16 protein-coding genes and 1 pseudogene are annotated in these 15952 nt (G+C 69.4%); 12 read left to right on the top strand and 5 right to left on the bottom strand.

What is annotated here, in order from left to right:
- A partial coding sequence (locus tag ABT186_RS26240; protein ID WP_351927104.1) for a LysR family transcriptional regulator occupies positions 1 to 645 on the bottom strand: 645 nt, incomplete at its 3' end.
- A 191-nt stretch (positions 646 to 836) separates the two neighbouring features.
- On the opposite strand from ABT186_RS26240, the gene ABT186_RS26245 reads away from it, so the two are divergent.
- Positions 837 to 1346 carry a VIT1/CCC1 transporter family protein gene (locus tag ABT186_RS26245; RefSeq protein WP_351232298.1) on the top strand — a complete coding sequence of 170 codons (510 nt, stop codon included), beginning with the start codon at positions 837 to 839 and terminating at the stop codon, positions 1344 to 1346.
- Positions 1347 to 1367: 21 nt separating this feature from the next.
- Here the strand turns inward: ABT186_RS26245 and ABT186_RS26250 are convergent, their stop codons facing one another.
- From ABT186_RS26250 to ABT186_RS26260, 3 genes are read right to left on the bottom strand one after another with little or no spacing between them, the layout of a single operon-like run.
- Entirely contained in the window at positions 1368 to 2810 is a 1443-nt protein-coding gene (locus ABT186_RS26250; protein WP_351927106.1) for a multicopper oxidase family protein, read from the bottom strand.
- Complete coding sequence (locus tag ABT186_RS26255) at positions 2768 to 3316, bottom strand: transposase (protein WP_351927108.1); 549 nt, start codon at positions 3314 to 3316, stop codon at positions 2768 to 2770. Before ABT186_RS26255 ends, ABT186_RS26250 begins: the two co-directional genes overlap by 43 nt.
- A gap of 29 nt (positions 3317 to 3345) precedes the next feature.
- Positions 3346 to 3999, bottom strand: coding sequence for an alpha/beta hydrolase (locus ABT186_RS26260; protein WP_351927168.1), 654 nt, complete (start codon positions 3997 to 3999; stop codon positions 3346 to 3348).
- A gap of 404 nt (positions 4000 to 4403) precedes the next feature.
- On the opposite strand from ABT186_RS26260, the pseudogene ABT186_RS26265 reads away from it, so the two are divergent.
- The 8 genes and pseudogenes from ABT186_RS26265 to ABT186_RS26300 all read left to right on the top strand — a co-directional run.
- Positions 4404 to 4721, top strand: a pseudogene (locus ABT186_RS26265) (response regulator transcription factor); the annotation flags it as partial.
- A gap of 82 nt (positions 4722 to 4803) precedes the next feature.
- A complete protein-coding gene (locus ABT186_RS26270; RefSeq protein ID WP_351927110.1) occupies positions 4804 to 5145 on the top strand; it encodes a carboxylesterase family protein in 342 nt (113 codons plus the stop codon).
- Between the two features lie 87 nt (positions 5146 to 5232).
- Positions 5233 to 5826 carry a hypothetical protein gene (locus ABT186_RS26275; RefSeq protein ID WP_351927112.1) on the top strand — a complete coding sequence of 198 codons (594 nt, stop codon included), beginning with the start codon at positions 5233 to 5235 and terminating at the stop codon, positions 5824 to 5826.
- Positions 5827 to 6284: 458 nt separating this feature from the next.
- Positions 6285 to 7025, top strand: a complete 741-nt coding sequence (locus tag ABT186_RS26280) for an SDR family NAD(P)-dependent oxidoreductase (protein WP_351236733.1) — start codon at positions 6285 to 6287, stop codon at positions 7023 to 7025.
- Between the two features lie 478 nt (positions 7026 to 7503).
- The gene (locus ABT186_RS26285; RefSeq protein ID WP_067051804.1) at positions 7504 to 7719 is read left to right on the top strand and encodes a ferredoxin; all 216 of its coding nucleotides are present in this window, start codon (positions 7504 to 7506) and stop codon (positions 7717 to 7719) included.
- Positions 7703 to 9085, top strand: coding sequence for an NAD(P)/FAD-dependent oxidoreductase (locus tag ABT186_RS26290; RefSeq protein WP_351236731.1), 1383 nt, complete (start codon positions 7703 to 7705; stop codon positions 9083 to 9085). The genes ABT186_RS26285 and ABT186_RS26290 overlap by 17 nt, the downstream gene beginning before the upstream one ends.
- Before the next feature lie 35 nt (positions 9086 to 9120).
- Entirely contained in the window at positions 9121 to 10338 is a 1218-nt protein-coding gene (locus ABT186_RS26295; RefSeq protein WP_351236730.1) for a cytochrome P450, read from the top strand.
- 233 nt (positions 10339 to 10571) lie between these two features.
- Complete coding sequence (locus tag ABT186_RS26300; RefSeq protein WP_351927114.1) at positions 10572 to 11750, top strand: Gfo/Idh/MocA family oxidoreductase; 1179 nt, start codon at positions 10572 to 10574, stop codon at positions 11748 to 11750.
- A 598-nt stretch (positions 11751 to 12348) separates the two neighbouring features.
- Here ABT186_RS26300 and ABT186_RS26305 read toward each other — a convergent pair.
- Positions 12349 to 13272: an Lrp/AsnC ligand binding domain-containing protein gene (locus ABT186_RS26305; RefSeq protein ID WP_351236728.1), complete on the bottom strand. Its 924-nt coding sequence runs from the start codon at positions 13270 to 13272 to the stop codon at positions 12349 to 12351.
- Positions 13273 to 13440: 168 nt separating this feature from the next.
- Between ABT186_RS26305 and ABT186_RS26310 the strand changes: the two genes are divergently transcribed.
- The 3 genes from ABT186_RS26310 (at position 13441) to ABT186_RS26320 (ending at position 15933) form a co-directional block, all read left to right on the top strand.
- Complete coding sequence (locus ABT186_RS26310) at positions 13441 to 14895, top strand: carboxylesterase/lipase family protein (protein WP_351927171.1); 1455 nt, start codon at positions 13441 to 13443, stop codon at positions 14893 to 14895.
- A 14-nt stretch (positions 14896 to 14909) separates the two neighbouring features.
- Complete coding sequence (locus ABT186_RS26315; protein WP_351927115.1) at positions 14910 to 15164, top strand: putative antibiotic biosynthesis monooxygenase; 255 nt, start codon at positions 14910 to 14912, stop codon at positions 15162 to 15164.
- Between the two features lie 178 nt (positions 15165 to 15342).
- Positions 15343 to 15933 (top strand): hypothetical protein, encoded by a 591-nt coding sequence (locus ABT186_RS26320; protein WP_351927117.1) that lies wholly within the window; start codon positions 15343 to 15345, stop codon positions 15931 to 15933.
- Positions 15934 to 15952 lie beyond the last annotated feature (19 nt).

The following is a 15952-nucleotide window of genomic DNA, read 5'->3' on the forward strand; positions in this document are numbered from 1 at the left end:
GGTGTGGTGGGTGCCGGAACCGCCCTCGCGGCTGACCAGCGGTGTGGCGGCCAGCTCGGCGCCGCCGCCCGGTCGGCGCCGGTGGGCCCAGGGGTGGCCCGGAGTGACGACCACGGCGAGCCTGTCGTGGCCTACGACCCTCCCATGGAGCCCGGCCGGCCGCTGAGGGCCCTCGGTGAAGCCGATGTCCGCCGTGCCCTCGGTGACGTGTGCGATCACTGTGGTGGTGTTGATCGCGGTCAGCAGGATCTCGGGCGCTGTGCTTCCCGGCCGCTGTGCCGCACGGAAGGACGACAGCCAGCCCGGCAGGAGCTGCTCCGCGATGGTCAGGCTGGCACTGACCCTCAGCCGGTCACGGCGGTCGGCGCGCAGGGCGGCGATCCCGGCGTCCATCTCCGCGGCGACACCCAGCAGGCGGGCGGCCCATTCCGCAATCACGACACCTTCGGCGGTCAGTCTGGAGCCGCGCGGGCTCCGGTGCACGAGCGTGACGCCGGTCTGGGCCTCCATGGCCCTGATCCGCGCCGAGACCGCCTGCTGGCTCACCCCCACCGCCCGGGCGACGCCGTTCAGGCTGCCCTCCTGGGCCACACCCAGCAACAATTCCAGCGCGGCCAGGTCGGGAACATGCGTACTGAGAGCCATGAGCCGCCCTCCCAGCTGCCAAGCCGGGGTTGTATCCCCTCAAGCCTACGGCCGCTACCGCAGCGGTCGGGCCTCTGCGAGCTTCGAAGACACGACCCGCTGTCCCCGCCTCTGGGGAAGAACGGCACTCGCTTGCTCCCCGGGCTCTCCTTCGAGTCCCTGACGGGCAATGACCAGCCAGGAGACACACCATGACCACCCCCACGGCAGTGAGCCCGTCCGAACACCAAGTCGAGCGATCGTTCCTCCTGCAGCGGGCGCAACCTGCCATGAACGGCCTGATCGACGGCTCGCTGTCCACGCTGGCCCCGATCTTCGCCGTAGCGTTCGCCACTCAGCAGCCGCGTTACGCGTTCTTCGCCGGACTGGCCACCGCCATCGGCGCCGGTGTCAGCATGGCCTTCTCCGAAGGCCTGTCCGACACCGGAGACCTGACCGGCCGCGGCAGCCCCTACCTGCGCGGAGCCATCACCGGGGCGGGCACCTTCCTCGGCGGAGTGCTGCACACCCTGCCCTTCCTCATCCCTCAATACCGCCTCGCGCTGGCGGTGGCACTGGTCACGATCACCCTCGAACTGGTGACCTTGGCCTGGATTCGCTGGCGCTTCTTCAAGACGGGCTTCCTTCGCTCGTTCGTCTCGATCGCGATCGGCGGTGCGGTCATCGCCGGCGTCAGCGCCGCGCTCGGCGCCGCCGGCTGACCCCGCTCGCAGCGCTGTGTGTCACTTCTCGATGTCCAGCACCGCCATCATGCCCCCGTCCTCGTGGTTGAGGATGTGGCAGTGCAGGACGGTCTTGCCGGTGTAGTCCTTGAACCGGATCCGGATGACGAGCCGCCCGTGGGCGGAGACGTTCGCGACGTCCTGCAGGCCGTGACTCTGGTGCGGACGGCCGTTGATGCTCATCAGCTGGAAGTGATTGGTGTGCACGTGGAAGGAGTGTTCCTCGTTGCTTTCGTTGACCACGGTCCACTCCTCGACCGTGTTCAGCTTGGCCCGCAGGTCCACCCGGTTCGGGTCGAACTGCTTGCCGTTGATGTAGAACGTGGTGCCGGCGCTGTTCTCGGAGAACACGACGGTGCGCCGCGCGGCGATCTTCTCGTGGGCCAGATCCACGGTCGGCGCGAAGGACGAGGTGGGCAGCGTCGCCGGTCGCGCGGAAGGCCCTGCGGAGACCAGGGTGGCCAAGGTCGCCTGCGGGAAGGAATTGCCGCCCGGTCCGGTCTGGTAGGGGAGCGTTTCCAGCTGGGTGCGGCCGGCCGGACCGCCCTGGACGAGCACGTCGAAGCGGGCCCCGGCCGCGAGGAGCAGCGAGTCGGCCGTCCAGATGCGGTCGACGGGTGTCCCGTCGTGCGCGATCACATGGAATTTCTGGCCCCGCAGGCGGACCTTGTAGTAGATGTTGGCGCTGATGTTGGCCAGCCGCCACAACTGGGTCTCACCCGGCCGGACGCGGATGACCGGATTCAGCTGGCCGTTGACGGTGCGATGGGTGGGCGCACCGATGTGCAGACCCTGGGTCTTGATGGCATCGCCCTGGAGCTGGAAGTCCTTGAGCGCGATGACGTGCTCGGTGATGTGGCGCAGGTTCGCCGGAAGGTACTGCTGCAGGCCGTCGACGATGAGGATGCCCGACATGCCACCGGCGACCTGCGGCGCGGAGGTGAGGTGGGGGTGCGGGTGGTACCAGTAGGTGCCGGCGCGCAGCGTCTTGGGGAACTGGTAGGAGTAGTGGAAGGTTTCGCCCGGATGGATGTGGAGGAAGATGTTGTCGGCGTCGCCGCTCGGTGACACATGGAGACCGTGCACATGCAGGTTGGTCTCCTCGCCGAGCGTGTTCTTGAAGGCCAACTCCATCTTGTCCCCCGGCCGGATCCGCAGCGTGGGCGGCATGTAGCTGCCGTTGTAGGTGAGCGCCCACAATGCGTGGCCGCCGAGGTTCACGCGCCGTCTCTCCACGACGAGATCCGCCCGCAGCAGCCCGTTGTGGCTGACCAGTTGCGTCGGTTCCCGCAGCGGAGCACCCTCGGCGAACGAGGGCTCGGGCGACGGCGACGACATCATCGACGACGACTGGGACGGGGCGCTGGTGCAGCCGCTCATCAGGGCGCCGACGGCAAGGATCAGCGCCATAGTGATGCGAGGCAGCGTGGATCGGGATCGCATGACGTCTCCAGTGATGGACATCCAGGTCTCGCGTAGCTCAACACCACGAAACCCCCGGGGGCAGCCATCCGCGCCCTGGCTGGACCGTTCGAGCGATGCTCTGCACCCGATGCCACGAGGGATGCGATGAGACAGACCTCCGCAACAACGACGACCACGTTCGCCCCTTGTTTGCTCGCACCCGGCCCGGTCTCCTTCGGAGTCGCCCACGACCGAGCCGGGGCACTCGGATCGCCCCCGATCCCCACCCAGGCGCCTTCGCGCTGCCGGCGGCGGAACAGGGCGTGGACCCGGTCCCAGGGTCCGTACCGCTCCGGAACACGGCGCCAGGGAACACTGGTCCGGGTCCGCCACCGCATGCCGTCTATCAGTTGCCGCCGTGTCCACACCGGCGGACGGCCCGGCGTGATGCCCTTCGGCAACAACGGCCCCGTGGCCGGTGGTGAGCTCACGGGCGTTCGCGCTGTCTGGTGCCGCTCCTCGACGACTGCGGCCCGGCGCGCCATGGGACGGACCGGGGCTGGTGGACGGCAGGTCAGGTGGTGGCCTTGGCGGCGTCTTCGATGAGGCAGGCGGTGGTGCCCGGGTGGCTGATCATGACGACGTGGGACGCCCCCGGCACCTCGACGACGCTGCGGGCGCCCGCCCGCTGGTAGAAGAAGCGTTCCAGAGCGGGTGGGATGGCCTTGTCCTCGCCGGCGACCAGGCCCCAGGAGGGGATGGTGTGCCACGCGGTAGCGGTGGTGACGTCGGTGAAGGAGGAGGCGCTGAAGGGCCGCTGCGTGGCCTGCATGAGGCGGGTGGTGGCGACGGGCACGTCAGCGGCGAAGACAGTCCGGAACCTGTCGGCCACCAGGTACAGGTCGGTGCCGGTCGTGCCGTCGGGGTTGGGGTAGGGCACCGCCTGCGTCGCGGCCTGGATGATGCTGCCGGGGTACTTGTTGATCAGAACGCCGAGCTGCTCGCCCTGGTCGGGAACGAACGCGGCGATGGAGACCAGTGCCTTGACATTGGGTATTCCAGCCGCGGCGTTGGTGATGACGGCACCGCCGTAGGAGTGGCCGACCAGGACGATCGGGCCTGTGATCGACTTCAGGACACTGGCGATGTAGGGGGCGTCGGTGGGCAGGCCACGCAGCGGGTTGGCGGGGGCGATGGTCGGGTAGCCGGCGTCCTGGAGGCGTTCGATGACGCCGTTCCAGCAGGAGCCGTCGGCGAACCGCCGTGCACCAGCACGATGGTCGGTCTGGCTCCGGCCGTGGTGCTGTCTGCGGCGCCGGCGGTGGAGGCGAGCGGTCCCAGCAGCGCTGCCGTGCCTGCGACGGCGGCACCGGTGGCGAGGACTCGGCGGCGGGTGAGCTCAGGGCCCATAGGAGACTCCTTCAAAGCGGGTCGGGACAGAAGCAGGCCCCGCACGGCTGGAAGCCGTGCGAGACCTGCCGGCGACGCGGTGCGGTGGCGCTGTTACCTCTAGGACTGGCCGTTGATCCCTTGGGCGGCCTGGGAGATGACGGCGGCCACAACGGCCGGACGGGAGACGTAGACGGCGTGGCTGCCGGGGGTCTCGGTGACGTTCGCTTTGGCGCGCTCGGAGCCCGTGAGCATCTGAGTGCCGCCGCGGAAACCTTCGGGCGGCTCGGTGCCCACCCGTGGACGGACCGGGCCAACAAGGAGTTGCGCGCCTGCGGCATCCCGGTGCCCGCCCGTACCCTGCCTGGTGGCGCTTTGACGGCGCAGCAGTGGGAGATCGCCCGCCTGGCGGCCACAGGTCTGACCAACAAGCAGATCGGGGAAAGGCTCCTGCTGTCTCCGCGGACCGTCTCGACCCATCTCTATCAGCTCTTCCCGAAGTTGGGCGTCACGTCCCGGGCCGCTCTGCACGACGCGCTGGCACAGCTGGACCGGCCGTGAGCGTCAGGTCGAATCCGCATCCGGATGCGCAGCCTCAGCCCCGGCCCGCGGTAGTCGGCGCCCGACCAGTTGGTCAGACGCCATGATCGTCGTCTCGGTCGACTACCGGCTCGGCGCTTTCGGCTGTCTGCGCTCCACGGGGATCCCCGAGGGCAACCTCGGCGTCTCCGACCAGCTGGCGGCGCTGCGCTGGGTGCGGGACGGCATCGCCTCGTTCGGCGGGGCACACCGGCCATGTCACCCTGGCCGGCCGGCCCGCGAGCGCCCACAGCGTGCAGTGCCTGCTGGGCATGCCCGGGACCGAGGGCCCGTTCCACGGTGTCATCGTGAACAGCACCTCGGCAGGGCTGAGCCTCGGCGAGGCCGACCATGCCAAGCGCGCCGCCGAGCGTTTCCTCTCCCGGCTCGGCACGAATCCGCGTGACGCCCCGGTGTCGGACATCCTGGGCGCCCAGAGCGCCGTCGCCCGAGAGGCCGCCGGCAGGCTCGGGCTCAACTCCGTCCACCGTTCGTGCCGGTCGCGGGCGTCGGCCCGCTCCCGGACGGCGCGGCCTGGACCGACGTTCTCACCCGCCGGGCACCCGGCCTGGACGCCACCATCGCCATCACCGAACGGGAGATGGTCGCCTTCCACGCCGTGAACCCGGTGCCGCGCCGGGTGCGCGAGGTCCCCGTCCCGGGCTCCGCGCTCGCCGCCGACGGCGTGGAACACGCCGCGAGGGAGTTCGCCTTCGTCCGTCCCTCCCGTACGTCGGCCGTCCAGCTCAGTGAGGCGGGCGCCCGCGTATGGGCCTACCGGTTCGACGCCGCCGCCCCCGACGCCGCCCACTGCATCGAACTGCGCTTCCTCTTCGGCATCGACGCCGACTGGGCCGACGTCCCCATGCTCGCCGGCGCCCGCCCGCAGGACAACGAGTCCCTCGGCCGCCGTGTGCACCGCCTGGCTCGGCCTCATCCGCACCGGCACCCCCACCACCGACACCCCCACCACCGACACTCCCTGGCCGCAGCACACAGCGCACTCCTCCCCACTTACCACTGGCAAGCTGAAGCCCCACGGTCACGGGACACGTGCCCGATGCACCGCCGACGTCTGCGGACGTGAAGCGAGGCTCGCAGCCGCACCGAGTGCCTGGTGCGCACACGCGCCGCCCGGCCCCATGGCCGTCGCGCGACAGCCGTATGCCGGACTGCTATGGGCGAGTTCCGGCGGGACGTCGAGCAGCCGCGCCAGGCGCCCGAGCGGGGCCGTCACGCTCGCCGGCCGGGTACCCGGAAGTCTGCGCCACTGTCGGGGCCGGGGCATTGGCACGCCGGACAGCGGGGGTGGCGCCTCCACCCCCCGGCGGCAGTACGGCGCGTTTCAGTAGCCCGCGGACGTGATCAGCGAAGGCGAGCTCGCCGGCCTCCCAAGACCGCGTGGGCCACGGCCCCGGGCTGGACCATGATCAACGATCGGTCCGGCGTGGGTCCGTCGTCGCCATGGCATGAACCATCAGGATCATCAGTTACACGAGGAACAACCGACAGCATGTCGTTCCTCTCGGCTTGGAGGAGCTTTTCATGGCTGCAGAACTGGACGGATCCACCGCTCTTGTCACTGGCGCTACCGCCGGCATCGGCCGGGCCGTGGCCCTGCGCCTGGCAGCGTTGGGGGCCTCGGTCATCGTCCACGGGCGGGACGAGCAGCGGGGTGCTGAGACTGTCAAAGAGATCGCTGCCGCAGGCGGGAAGGCTCGGTTCGTTGCTGCGGATCTGAGTAGCTCTGAAGATGTCCTGCGTCTTGCCGCTGAAGCAGGCGAAGTGGATATTCTGATCAACAACGCCGGTATCTACCGGTTCGCCAGCACGCCGGACACCACCGCCGAGATGTTCGACGCTCAGATGGCCGTCAACTCACGCGCGCCGATGCTCCTGGTCGGTGCTCTCGCTCCGGGAATGGCTGCGCGGGGGCGTGGCGTCATCGTGAATGTGAGTACAGCGGCGGCTACCACGCCGGTGCGGGAAACGGGTGCTTACGGGGCCTCCAAAGCTGCACTCGAACTTTTCACACGAGCATGGGCTGACGAGTTCGGCGCCCAGGGCGTCCGCGTGAACGCCGTGGCTCCGGGCCCTGTCCATACCCCCGGGACGGAGGAGATGGGAGGTGAAACCCTCCAGGCGATCGGGCGAACCACCGTACTGGGGCGGGTCGCAGACCCTGAAGAAATCGCGGAAGCGGTTCTGTTCCTTGCCTCCTCCCGCGCCAGCTACATCACCGGCGCGGTTCTCGAGGTACGCGGCGGACAGCTCGCGATCGGATGACTTTGGGCTGGGCCGCGATGGATGTGCCAAACCCGACGCCCATGCCCACGATGTCTGCCTCGCCCCGCAAAGAAGCTGTTTCTGATCCTGGCGTGAGCAGTTGACGCGGTGTAGTTACGGCAGCAGCAGGCGAGACGATGACCGCTTCCCAAAGCATCCGGTGGCCGTGCCGGCCACTGTCGGTCTGCATTCTTCGGCGTGCGGTCAGGGCCCGTCTGGGCGAGGCTGACGTGATGGTAGAGCTCTGTGTGATCGTGTACCTGCGGTCGGGTCGGCGCCGGTGATCCCCACACTCATCTCTTTCGCGGCGCCTCCGTTCCTGGTGCCCGATCGCAGCCTCATTCCGGCCCACCTGCGCGTTCTCGAACACCCTTGCCCGCTGGATCTGGTCCCGACGGAGTAGCCGGGCGAGCGCCTGGCGCCTTCCGGGGCCTAAAAAGGGAAAGGGGGCTCGAGGCGACGGAGGGAGAGGCTTGGGATGCGGATCGTCGTGGACCTCACCCGCTGCCAGGCGTATGCGCAGTGCGTGTTTCTCGCACCGGAGATGTTCGAGCTGCATGGCGAGGAAGCGCTGCTGTACCGCCAGGAAGTCCCGGACGAGCAGCTGGAGCGCGTGCGCCAGGCCGCTGCAGCGTGCCCGGTCCAGGCGATCCTCGTGGGTGAGGCGGTGACCGCCGGTGCCCGGGCCCGGTGACCTTCGGGAGGGCCCCATCGTCATCGTCGGCGCGTCGCTGGCCGGGTTGCGGGCCGCTGAGGCACTGCGCGAGAGGGGCTTCACCGGCTCGCTGACCGTGGTCGGGGACGAGCCCCACCCGCCCTACGACAGACCGCCGCTGTCCAAGCAGGTTTTGCTCGGCATGTCGGCGGCGGACACTACCGGGCTGCCGATGCGCCGCGACCCGGACGCCGACTGGCGCCTCGGAGTGCGTGCCACGGGGCTCGACCCGGTCGGCCGGCAGGTCCTGCTGGCCGACGGCGAGTCCCTGCCCTACGACCGGCTGCTGATCGCCACCGGAACCCGGGCGCGCCCCTGGCCCCAACCGGAGCAGGCCGCCCTGGACGGAGTCTTCACCCTGCGCACTCGTGACGACGCCGGGTGCCTGGCCGAGCGGCTGACCGCCGGGCCGCGCCGGGTGCTGGTCATCGGCGCAGGCTTCACCGGCTCGGAGATCGCTTCAGCCTGCCGGGAGCGGGGCATCGAGGTCACGGTCGCAGAACGCGGCACCGCACCGCTGGTGGGCGCCCTCGGCGGCACATTGGCGAAGCTCGCAGCCGGCCTGCAGCGGGCCCACGGCGTGGACCTGCGCTGCGGAGTGACGGTCACGGCGCTGTGCGGGAACGCGAGCGGGCGGTTCACCGGAGCTGACCTCTCCGACGGCAGCCACATCGACGCGGACGTGTGCGTCATCGCCATGGGTGCGGTCCGCAACGTCGAGTGGCTGGCGGATTCCGGGCTGGCGGCGGGCCCGCACGGGGTCGCCTGTGATGCGGGGTGCCGCGCTTTCGACATGTACGGGATCGTCACCGACGATGTTTTTGTGGCCGGCGACGTCTCCCGCTTCCCCCACCCACTCTTCGATTACCAGATGCTCTCCTTGGAGCACTGGGGCAACGCGGTCGCGCAGGCCGAGGTGGCGGCCCACAACATGATGAGTCCCGGGCCGCCGCGGCGCCCCCACCTCGCGGTTCCGGTCTTCTGGTCGAGTCAGTTCGGGGTCAACATCAAGTCCGTGGGCGTCCCCACCTACTCCGACCAGGTGGTCATAGCCCAGGGCTCACTCAGTGAACGCCGTCTGGTGGCGGTCTACGGCTACCGGGGCCGCATCACTGCCGCCGTCACCGTCAACATGGCCAAGTGGCTGGAGTACTACCAGGGCCTGATCGAGATCGCTGCCCCGTTCCCGCCTGCGCCCGGTGCTGCCGACGGCCACCCGCTGGTGACCGAATTCGCGCTCCCCTCCGACGTGCCGGATTCGAAGGGACTGTCCCACGGCCCCACCGTCGCGCTGACCGGTCACCTGCCGGACCGCCGACTGACCGTGGTCCGGCCCACTGGCTGACCCTTTCGTCCTTCCCTGTCACGAGGAGCCCGTCGATGGCTGTCGACACCCTGCTGGAGCGGATCACCGACTACGCCAACCGCCCCGACCCCTACCCGCTGTACGCCGAACTCCGCGAGGCGGGCGTGGCGCGGCAGACGGACGGCAGCTACCTGGTCGGCGGGTACTACGACATCGTCGCCCTGTTCCACAACCCGCGGCTCAGCTCCGACCGCCGCAACCGCGCCGGCACCTACAGCGGCCTGCCGGCGGAAGAGGAAGAGCCCCACCCTTTCATCCGGCTCGACGACCCCGAACACCACAGGCTGCGCAGCCTGGCCACACGGCCGTTCGGTCCCCCGCACAGTCCGGGCCGGATCGACGCCATGCGAGACGAAATCACCCGGATCACCGACGAACTGATCGAGTCGCTCCAGGGACGTACGCAAGTCGACATCGTCGACGACTTCGCCTACCCCCTGCCTGTCACCGTCATCTGCCGACTACTCGGTGTACCGCGCGAAGACGAGCCGACCTTTCGGCAGTGGTCCAACGCCATCACCGACTCCGGCGACATCCGGCCCGGCGAAGACCTCACCATGAGCCAACAGGCCGGCAACCAGGCCAGAGCGCAGATGGGCCGCTACCTGGTAGACCTCGCCGAACAGCGCCGCGGCCATCCGGGGGACGACATGCTGTCCGCGTTCGTCAACGACCCCGACCCGGCCGGAGCGCTCACCCGCGAGGAACTGGCGGCCACCGCCGTGCTGCTGCTCGTCGCCGGACACGAGACCACGGTCAATCTGATCACCAACGGCGTACTCACTCTGCTGCGCCACCCCGACCAGTTGGAGCGCCTGCGCCGTGAACCCAACCTGCTTCCCGGCACAGTGGAAGAACTGCTGCGCTACGAGCCCCCGGTCCATTTGCTGGACCGCACGCCCCTCACCCACGTCGACGTCGCGGGCACTACCATCCCCAAGGGCGTACCCGTGGTGCTCGCGCTGGCCTCGGCCAACCGTGACCCCAAGCGGTTCCGCGACCCCGACCGGTTCGACCCCACCCGCCGGGACAACCAGCACCTCGGATTCGGCAGCGGCGTCCACATCTGCTACGGCGCGCCCCTCGCCCGGGTCGAAGCCCAGATCGCCCTGGGAGCACTCCTTCCCCATCTCACCACCGCAACCCTGGTCGAAGACCCTCCCCCCTACCGGCACAGCGCCGTGCTGCGCGGCCCCCGGCACCTTCCCATCGAGCTGGCCCCGTCGCCGTAGACGCAATGAACCGCCTCGCCCCAGGACGCGAAGTAGAGCCGCGCCGGTCGTTCGTTCGGTTGTTCCTCGGCCGGTTCGGAGGCGCCGACGCGCCACAGGGGCAGGGCGCGGCGGAGCGAGCTCGCCGAGTGAGGTTCCGCTGTAACGAACGGCAAGCCGATCGACGTGTAACTGACCGTGTTGCTCAGACCGTGTCCTCCATGGCTATGGGCCGCTTTGAGATGAGAGAGCAGATGACCGCGAACGCCGGGGCGCACATGACGTCCACTTCCCCTCATCGGGAGCCGATCCGCGTCGGTGTCGTGGGTCTGAGCGCGAGCGGCGGGTGGGCGGCCGCTGCCCATGTGCCGGCACTGGCCGGGCTCGACGGCTACGAGTTGCGGGCGCTGAGCGCCAGCACCGCCGAATCGGCGCGTGCGGCCGGCGAGAAGTATGCGGTGCCGCTGGCTTTCGGCAGCGCAGAGGAGCTGGCCCGCAGTGAGGAAGTCGATCTCGTGGTGGTGACGGTGAAGGTTCCTCATCACCTGGAGCTCATCCGACCCGCGCTGGAAGCGGGGAAGATGGTGTTCAGCGAGTGGCCGCTCGGTGCCGACCTCGCGCAGGCCGAGGAGTTGGCCGGCCTCGCGCATCGCAGGGGTGTGCTCACGGCCGTCGGCCTGCAGGCCCGGTCGGCTCCGCCACTGCGGTATCTGCGGGACCTGGTCGCCGACGGCTACGTGGGGCGGGTGCTGTCGACCAGCATGCTGGGGTCGGGCTGGATCGGCGGCGCCACCTACGACGACAACTATGCGTACATTCTGGACGTCACCAGCGGCGCCACGCTGCTGTCGATCCCCTTCGGGCACTCGGTCGACGCACTGACCATGGTGCTCGGGGAGTTCCGTGAGGTGTCGGCTCACATCGAAAACCTGCGCCCGGAGGTCACCCATGTCACGAGCGGGGCGGTCGCGGCCAAGAGCGCAGAGGACCAGATCGCCGTCACTGGCGTGCTGGAGTCGGGGGCTGTGGCCGCGATGCACTTGCGCGGTGGGGCGTCCCGCGCCACCACGTTTCATTGGGAGATCAACGGCACGGAGGGCGATCTCGTCGTCAAGGCCAACCAGGCTCTGTGGTTCCAGGGGCGGCTGCGGCTGTACGGCGCCCGGGGAGAGGGCGGCGCCTTGGCCGAACTTCCGGTTCCCGCCCGCTATCAGCGGTCGCTGACCCGATGGACCGGGCGATCCGACGAGCCCGCCTACAACGTCGCCCACGAGTACGCGCTTCTGCGCGACCAGATCACCGGGAACCTTGCGCCGGATGAGGACGGCGTTCCCGACTTCCGGCACGCCGTCCGGCGACACCGCATGCTGGAGCGGATCCGACAGGCGGCGCGCGCGGGCCGGAAGGTCACACTCGCAGAGCAAGGCTCGTAGGCCCCGAAGTGAGTCGGGTCGGGAGCTCGACCGTTTTGCCCTCGGCGAGAATGCCACGGTTCCGGTGTCCCCGCGGCTACCGGACGTATCACGGCCCCGTCGAGAGCAGGCCCTACCAGGGCAATATCCAGGTCATCACGTTCACCGGCTCAGAGGAATCCGACCTTCTCCACGCCGCCGGTTCGTGGATGGCCGACCATCTGGACGCCTTGCTCACCAGCATCAACTGGGTCGGCGACTTCCTCTCCCCACACGGCATCGACTCCCACGCCAGTGCTGGAGATGACTCCGGGCGCTCAGGGCTTCAAGATCACCCCGCCGCCCCTCACCAGCGGCCGAGTCGTCGTGGGACACGGGCGGCCAGGTGGCCAGAACCATCGGGTGCAACCGCATAAAAGCCATACCCAGTGTCCCTGGATCTCTGGACCTTACGACTGGCCCGTCCGACCCAAGGAAGAAGGTAGGACCGCATGATCCGGATCAGGCGCTGATCAGTGAGGGCGGGGTGATCGGTTTCGTCCTTGACAGGGCTTGTTCTTGTCCGTTGTCCGCAGCCGAACGGACGTGAGGCCCTGCCTACCCGGAACCTGTGATCGGCTCAGAGACTGCCCGGGCGGACCAGGCCGGTCCTCTTCACCCCGGTCAGGATGGGGGTGACCTCAAGGGTGGTGATGTGTTCGAGGGCGCCGATGGTCGCGCTCAGGAAGTGGTAGAGCGCGTCGAGGTCGGTTGCCGCGACGGCCACAAGGAGGTTGGCCGAGCCGGTGGTGGCGGAAGCGAAGCGGACCTGTGGGTGGCGGCTGAGCTGCTGGCCCGTCTCCTCCAGTCCGCCAGGTGCGACGGTGATCCACAGGAGTGCCTCGGTCCGGACGCCCAGCCGGGCGAGATCGACTTCGGTCGCGAGTCTGAGTACCTGGCCGTTGACCAGTGCCTCTACCCGGCGGCGAGCGGTCAGGGCGGTGGTGTTGGCGCGGCGCGCGAGGTCGGTGTACGGGGCTCGGCCATCCTCGATCAGTGCGGTGATCAGCTGGTGGTCGAGGGGCTGGAGGATGGGGCGGGTAGGTGCCGCGGACAGGTCGGGCCGCAGGCTGGTCAGTTCGGTCTGTGTCAGCAGGCCGCCACTCCAGTCGAAGGCGGCCGGGAAGACCCGCAGGAGGACGTGCGAGGTCCACGACTGGACCGCGGGGGTGGCGGGCAGGTCGCGCAACAGCAGGTTGTTGCGGGCGTCCGGTCCGTCCAGGAACAGGATGGTGCAGATCTCGTCGCCGCCGCCGAGGACGTCGACCCAGATGGTGTCGGGGCGGCGGGCGAGGGTGGCGGCGATGGCGCTGATCCGGTTGGGCCGGCAGCGGATCCGCAGGGCAAGCGGAATCAACTCGGGGAAATGCACGGGGTTGCGTACGGCCGTGGCCCGCAGCGTCCCGTCGCCGAACAGCGGTGCCGCCCGGCGTACGACGGTGCGCTCCGAGATGCCCAGGACCCGGCCGACCGTGCGCCACGAGGCACGCGGAGCGGCCAGCATCGCGGCAGCGATTCGACTGTCTGTTTCATTCAACAGATGGCGCACTCTCTCCATAGATCGAGATAATATGTCCTTTTTCCTCGATCCAGATGGTCATTTCTGGCTCAGATTCTCGCCTCGGCTTAGAAACGTCTCAGGGAAACCGAGACGAGAGAGCGGGTGAGCACGATGACCGGTATCGAGCACAGGGTGGTGGACACCGACCGGGGCAAGGTCAGGGGAGTTGCGGAGGGCGAGGCGGTCTCCTTCCGGGGAATCCCTTACGCGGCGTCACCGGTCGGCGAGCTGCGGTTCGCGCCGCCGCAGCCGCACCCGGGCTGGACGGACGTGCGGGACGCGGCCAAGGCCGGCCCCTCCGTTCCGCAGGCGGCCTCCCGGCTGGAGAAGGTGCAGGGGCAGCGCGTGCCGGACTGGAACGAGGACGGCAGCCTGACCGTCAACGTCTTCACTCCACGCCGGGCGCTGGCGGACGGTGCGGCCCGACCCGTCCTGCTCTGGTGGCACGGCGGCGGCTTCACCAGCGGCTCCGGCGGCTGGGACTGGTACGACGGCGGCCGCCTCGCCGCGCTGGGCGACATCGTGGTCGTTACCGCCAACTACCGGGTGGGACCGCTGGGTTACCTCTACCTGCCGCAGATCGGCGCAGCCAACCTCGGCCCCCAGGACCAGGCCGCCGTGCTGCGCTGGGTGCAGAACAACATCGCCTCCTTCGGCGGCGACCCGCGCACGGTCGCCGTCGGCGGGCAGTCCGCCGGAGCGTACTCGGCCCTGTCGCTCGCGCTCGACCCCGAGACGAACGGGTCCATCACCCGGGTGCTGCTGCAGAGCGGCCCCTTCGGCCTGAACCCACAGGATCCGCACCAGGCCGCCGAGAACGCCGACGCCTACCTGCGCCTGCTGGACATCCCAGTCGGCACTGATGCCGCGAAGGCCCTGCGTGCCCTGCCGGCCGAGCAGCTGCTGGACGCCTACGGCCGCCTCTCCGTCCAGCTCGCGGCTCCGGGTAGCGCGGCTCCGCCGATGTACCCGGTCCTCGGTGCCCCCGGCATGCCCCGCACCCGGCAACAGGCGCTCACTGACGGCGCTTTGGAGGGCAAGACCCTGCTGATCGGCACCACCCGCGACGAAGCGACGGCCTTCTTCGCCTTCGACCCCCGCATCCAGAATCTCACCACCGACACCGCCCTGGAGATCCTCACCGCCCAGGTCGGCCGACAGGCCGCCCTGGACGTCTACCAGCAGCACGCCGCCCGCCTCCCGCAGGCGACACCGGCGCAGATCTTCACCTCGGTGCAGACCGACGGCCTCTTCCGCGACGGCTCGCTGGAGATCGCCGACCATCACGCGGCCGGCGGCAACACCACCTACGTCTACCAGTTCGACTACGCCCCCGCCGAGGACCCGTACGCCCTGGGCGCCACCCACTGCGCCGAACTGCCCTTCCTCTTCAACACCTTCGACGCCTACCCCGGCAGCCCCGTCCTCGCCGGCGCCGACGACGCCCAGCGCACCCTGAGCCTCGAATTCGCAACCGCCGTCGCCGAATTCGTCACCACTGGAACGACCAGCAACTGGCTGCCCTACGCGCCCGCGACCGCAGCCCGCATCCGCCACTTCGGCTGAGAGAGGAGACCGTCATGAAGCACATCTTCCGCACGCCGACCATGCCTCACTGGGCCGAGTTCCTCACCTTGCTGGTCACCATCTACTCCTCGGACCGGCTGTACTCCCTGACCGTCGCCGACCGTTTCGCGAGCTGGAACCAGTGGGTACGCCCATTCCCCTTCACCCTGGCCTCCATCGCGCTCCTCGTCTTCTTCGTGATGCCGGGCGCCGGCAGGCTCTGGAAGACCCTGTACGCGAAGGCCCTGCACACGGCCGCCGCCCACTGAACCCCGCCGATGGCCGGCGTCCCGCACCCGTGGGACGCCGGCCATCGCGTCTTCACAGCGGTAAGAACCCAGGCGTCTATGTGTGACGGGCATCACATGTCGGGATTCGAACTTTCCTGCCCGCCCCGCATCTAGTCCGCGTCGGCCACGTTCGTTTCGGCTCACCAAGGAAGGCTCAATGGGTTATCTGCGCGGATTCATCCCCTGGATCGTCGCCGGCTTCGTGTCGGGCTTCGTCGACTGGCGTTGGGGTGCGGTCAGCGGGTTCGCCTCGGGGCTGCTGCTCCTGCTCCAGGACCGCCGTCGCGGGGTCGACCTCGACGCGCTGATCCTGGAGGCCAGCACCATCGTGTACTTCGTGTTGGTCGGCGCCGTCGCCGTCGCACGGCCGCACTCGTCCCTGTCGCATCACACCGACGTCCTCTCCTTCGCCTGGCTGGCCGCCACGGCCTGGGGGACTCTGGCGATCCGCCGCCCCTTCACGCTGGGCATCGCCAAGCGCCAGACGCCGCGTGAGTTCTGGGACATGCCGGAGTTCCTCCGCGTCAACAACCACATCACCAGCGCGTGGGGCACCGGCTTCACGTTCATCGGCGTCAGCCTGGCCGTCGCGGGCGCGGCGGATGCCCCTGCCTGGGTGGGCATCGCCGCCCATGTCATCGGCCTCGTCGCCCCCGCCGTCTTCACGAAGGTCTATCCCGCCCGCGCCGAGGCGCGCCTGCAGGCCGCCCAGGCGCCGGTCACGGTCGTACCGCAGCAGTCGCAGTAGCCCACCGAAGGAGTGCGTA

Origin of the sequence: Streptomyces sp. NPDC001634 (assembly GCF_040298185.1) — a bacterium.
Classification (GTDB): domain Bacteria; phylum Actinomycetota; class Actinomycetes; order Streptomycetales; family Streptomycetaceae; genus Streptomyces.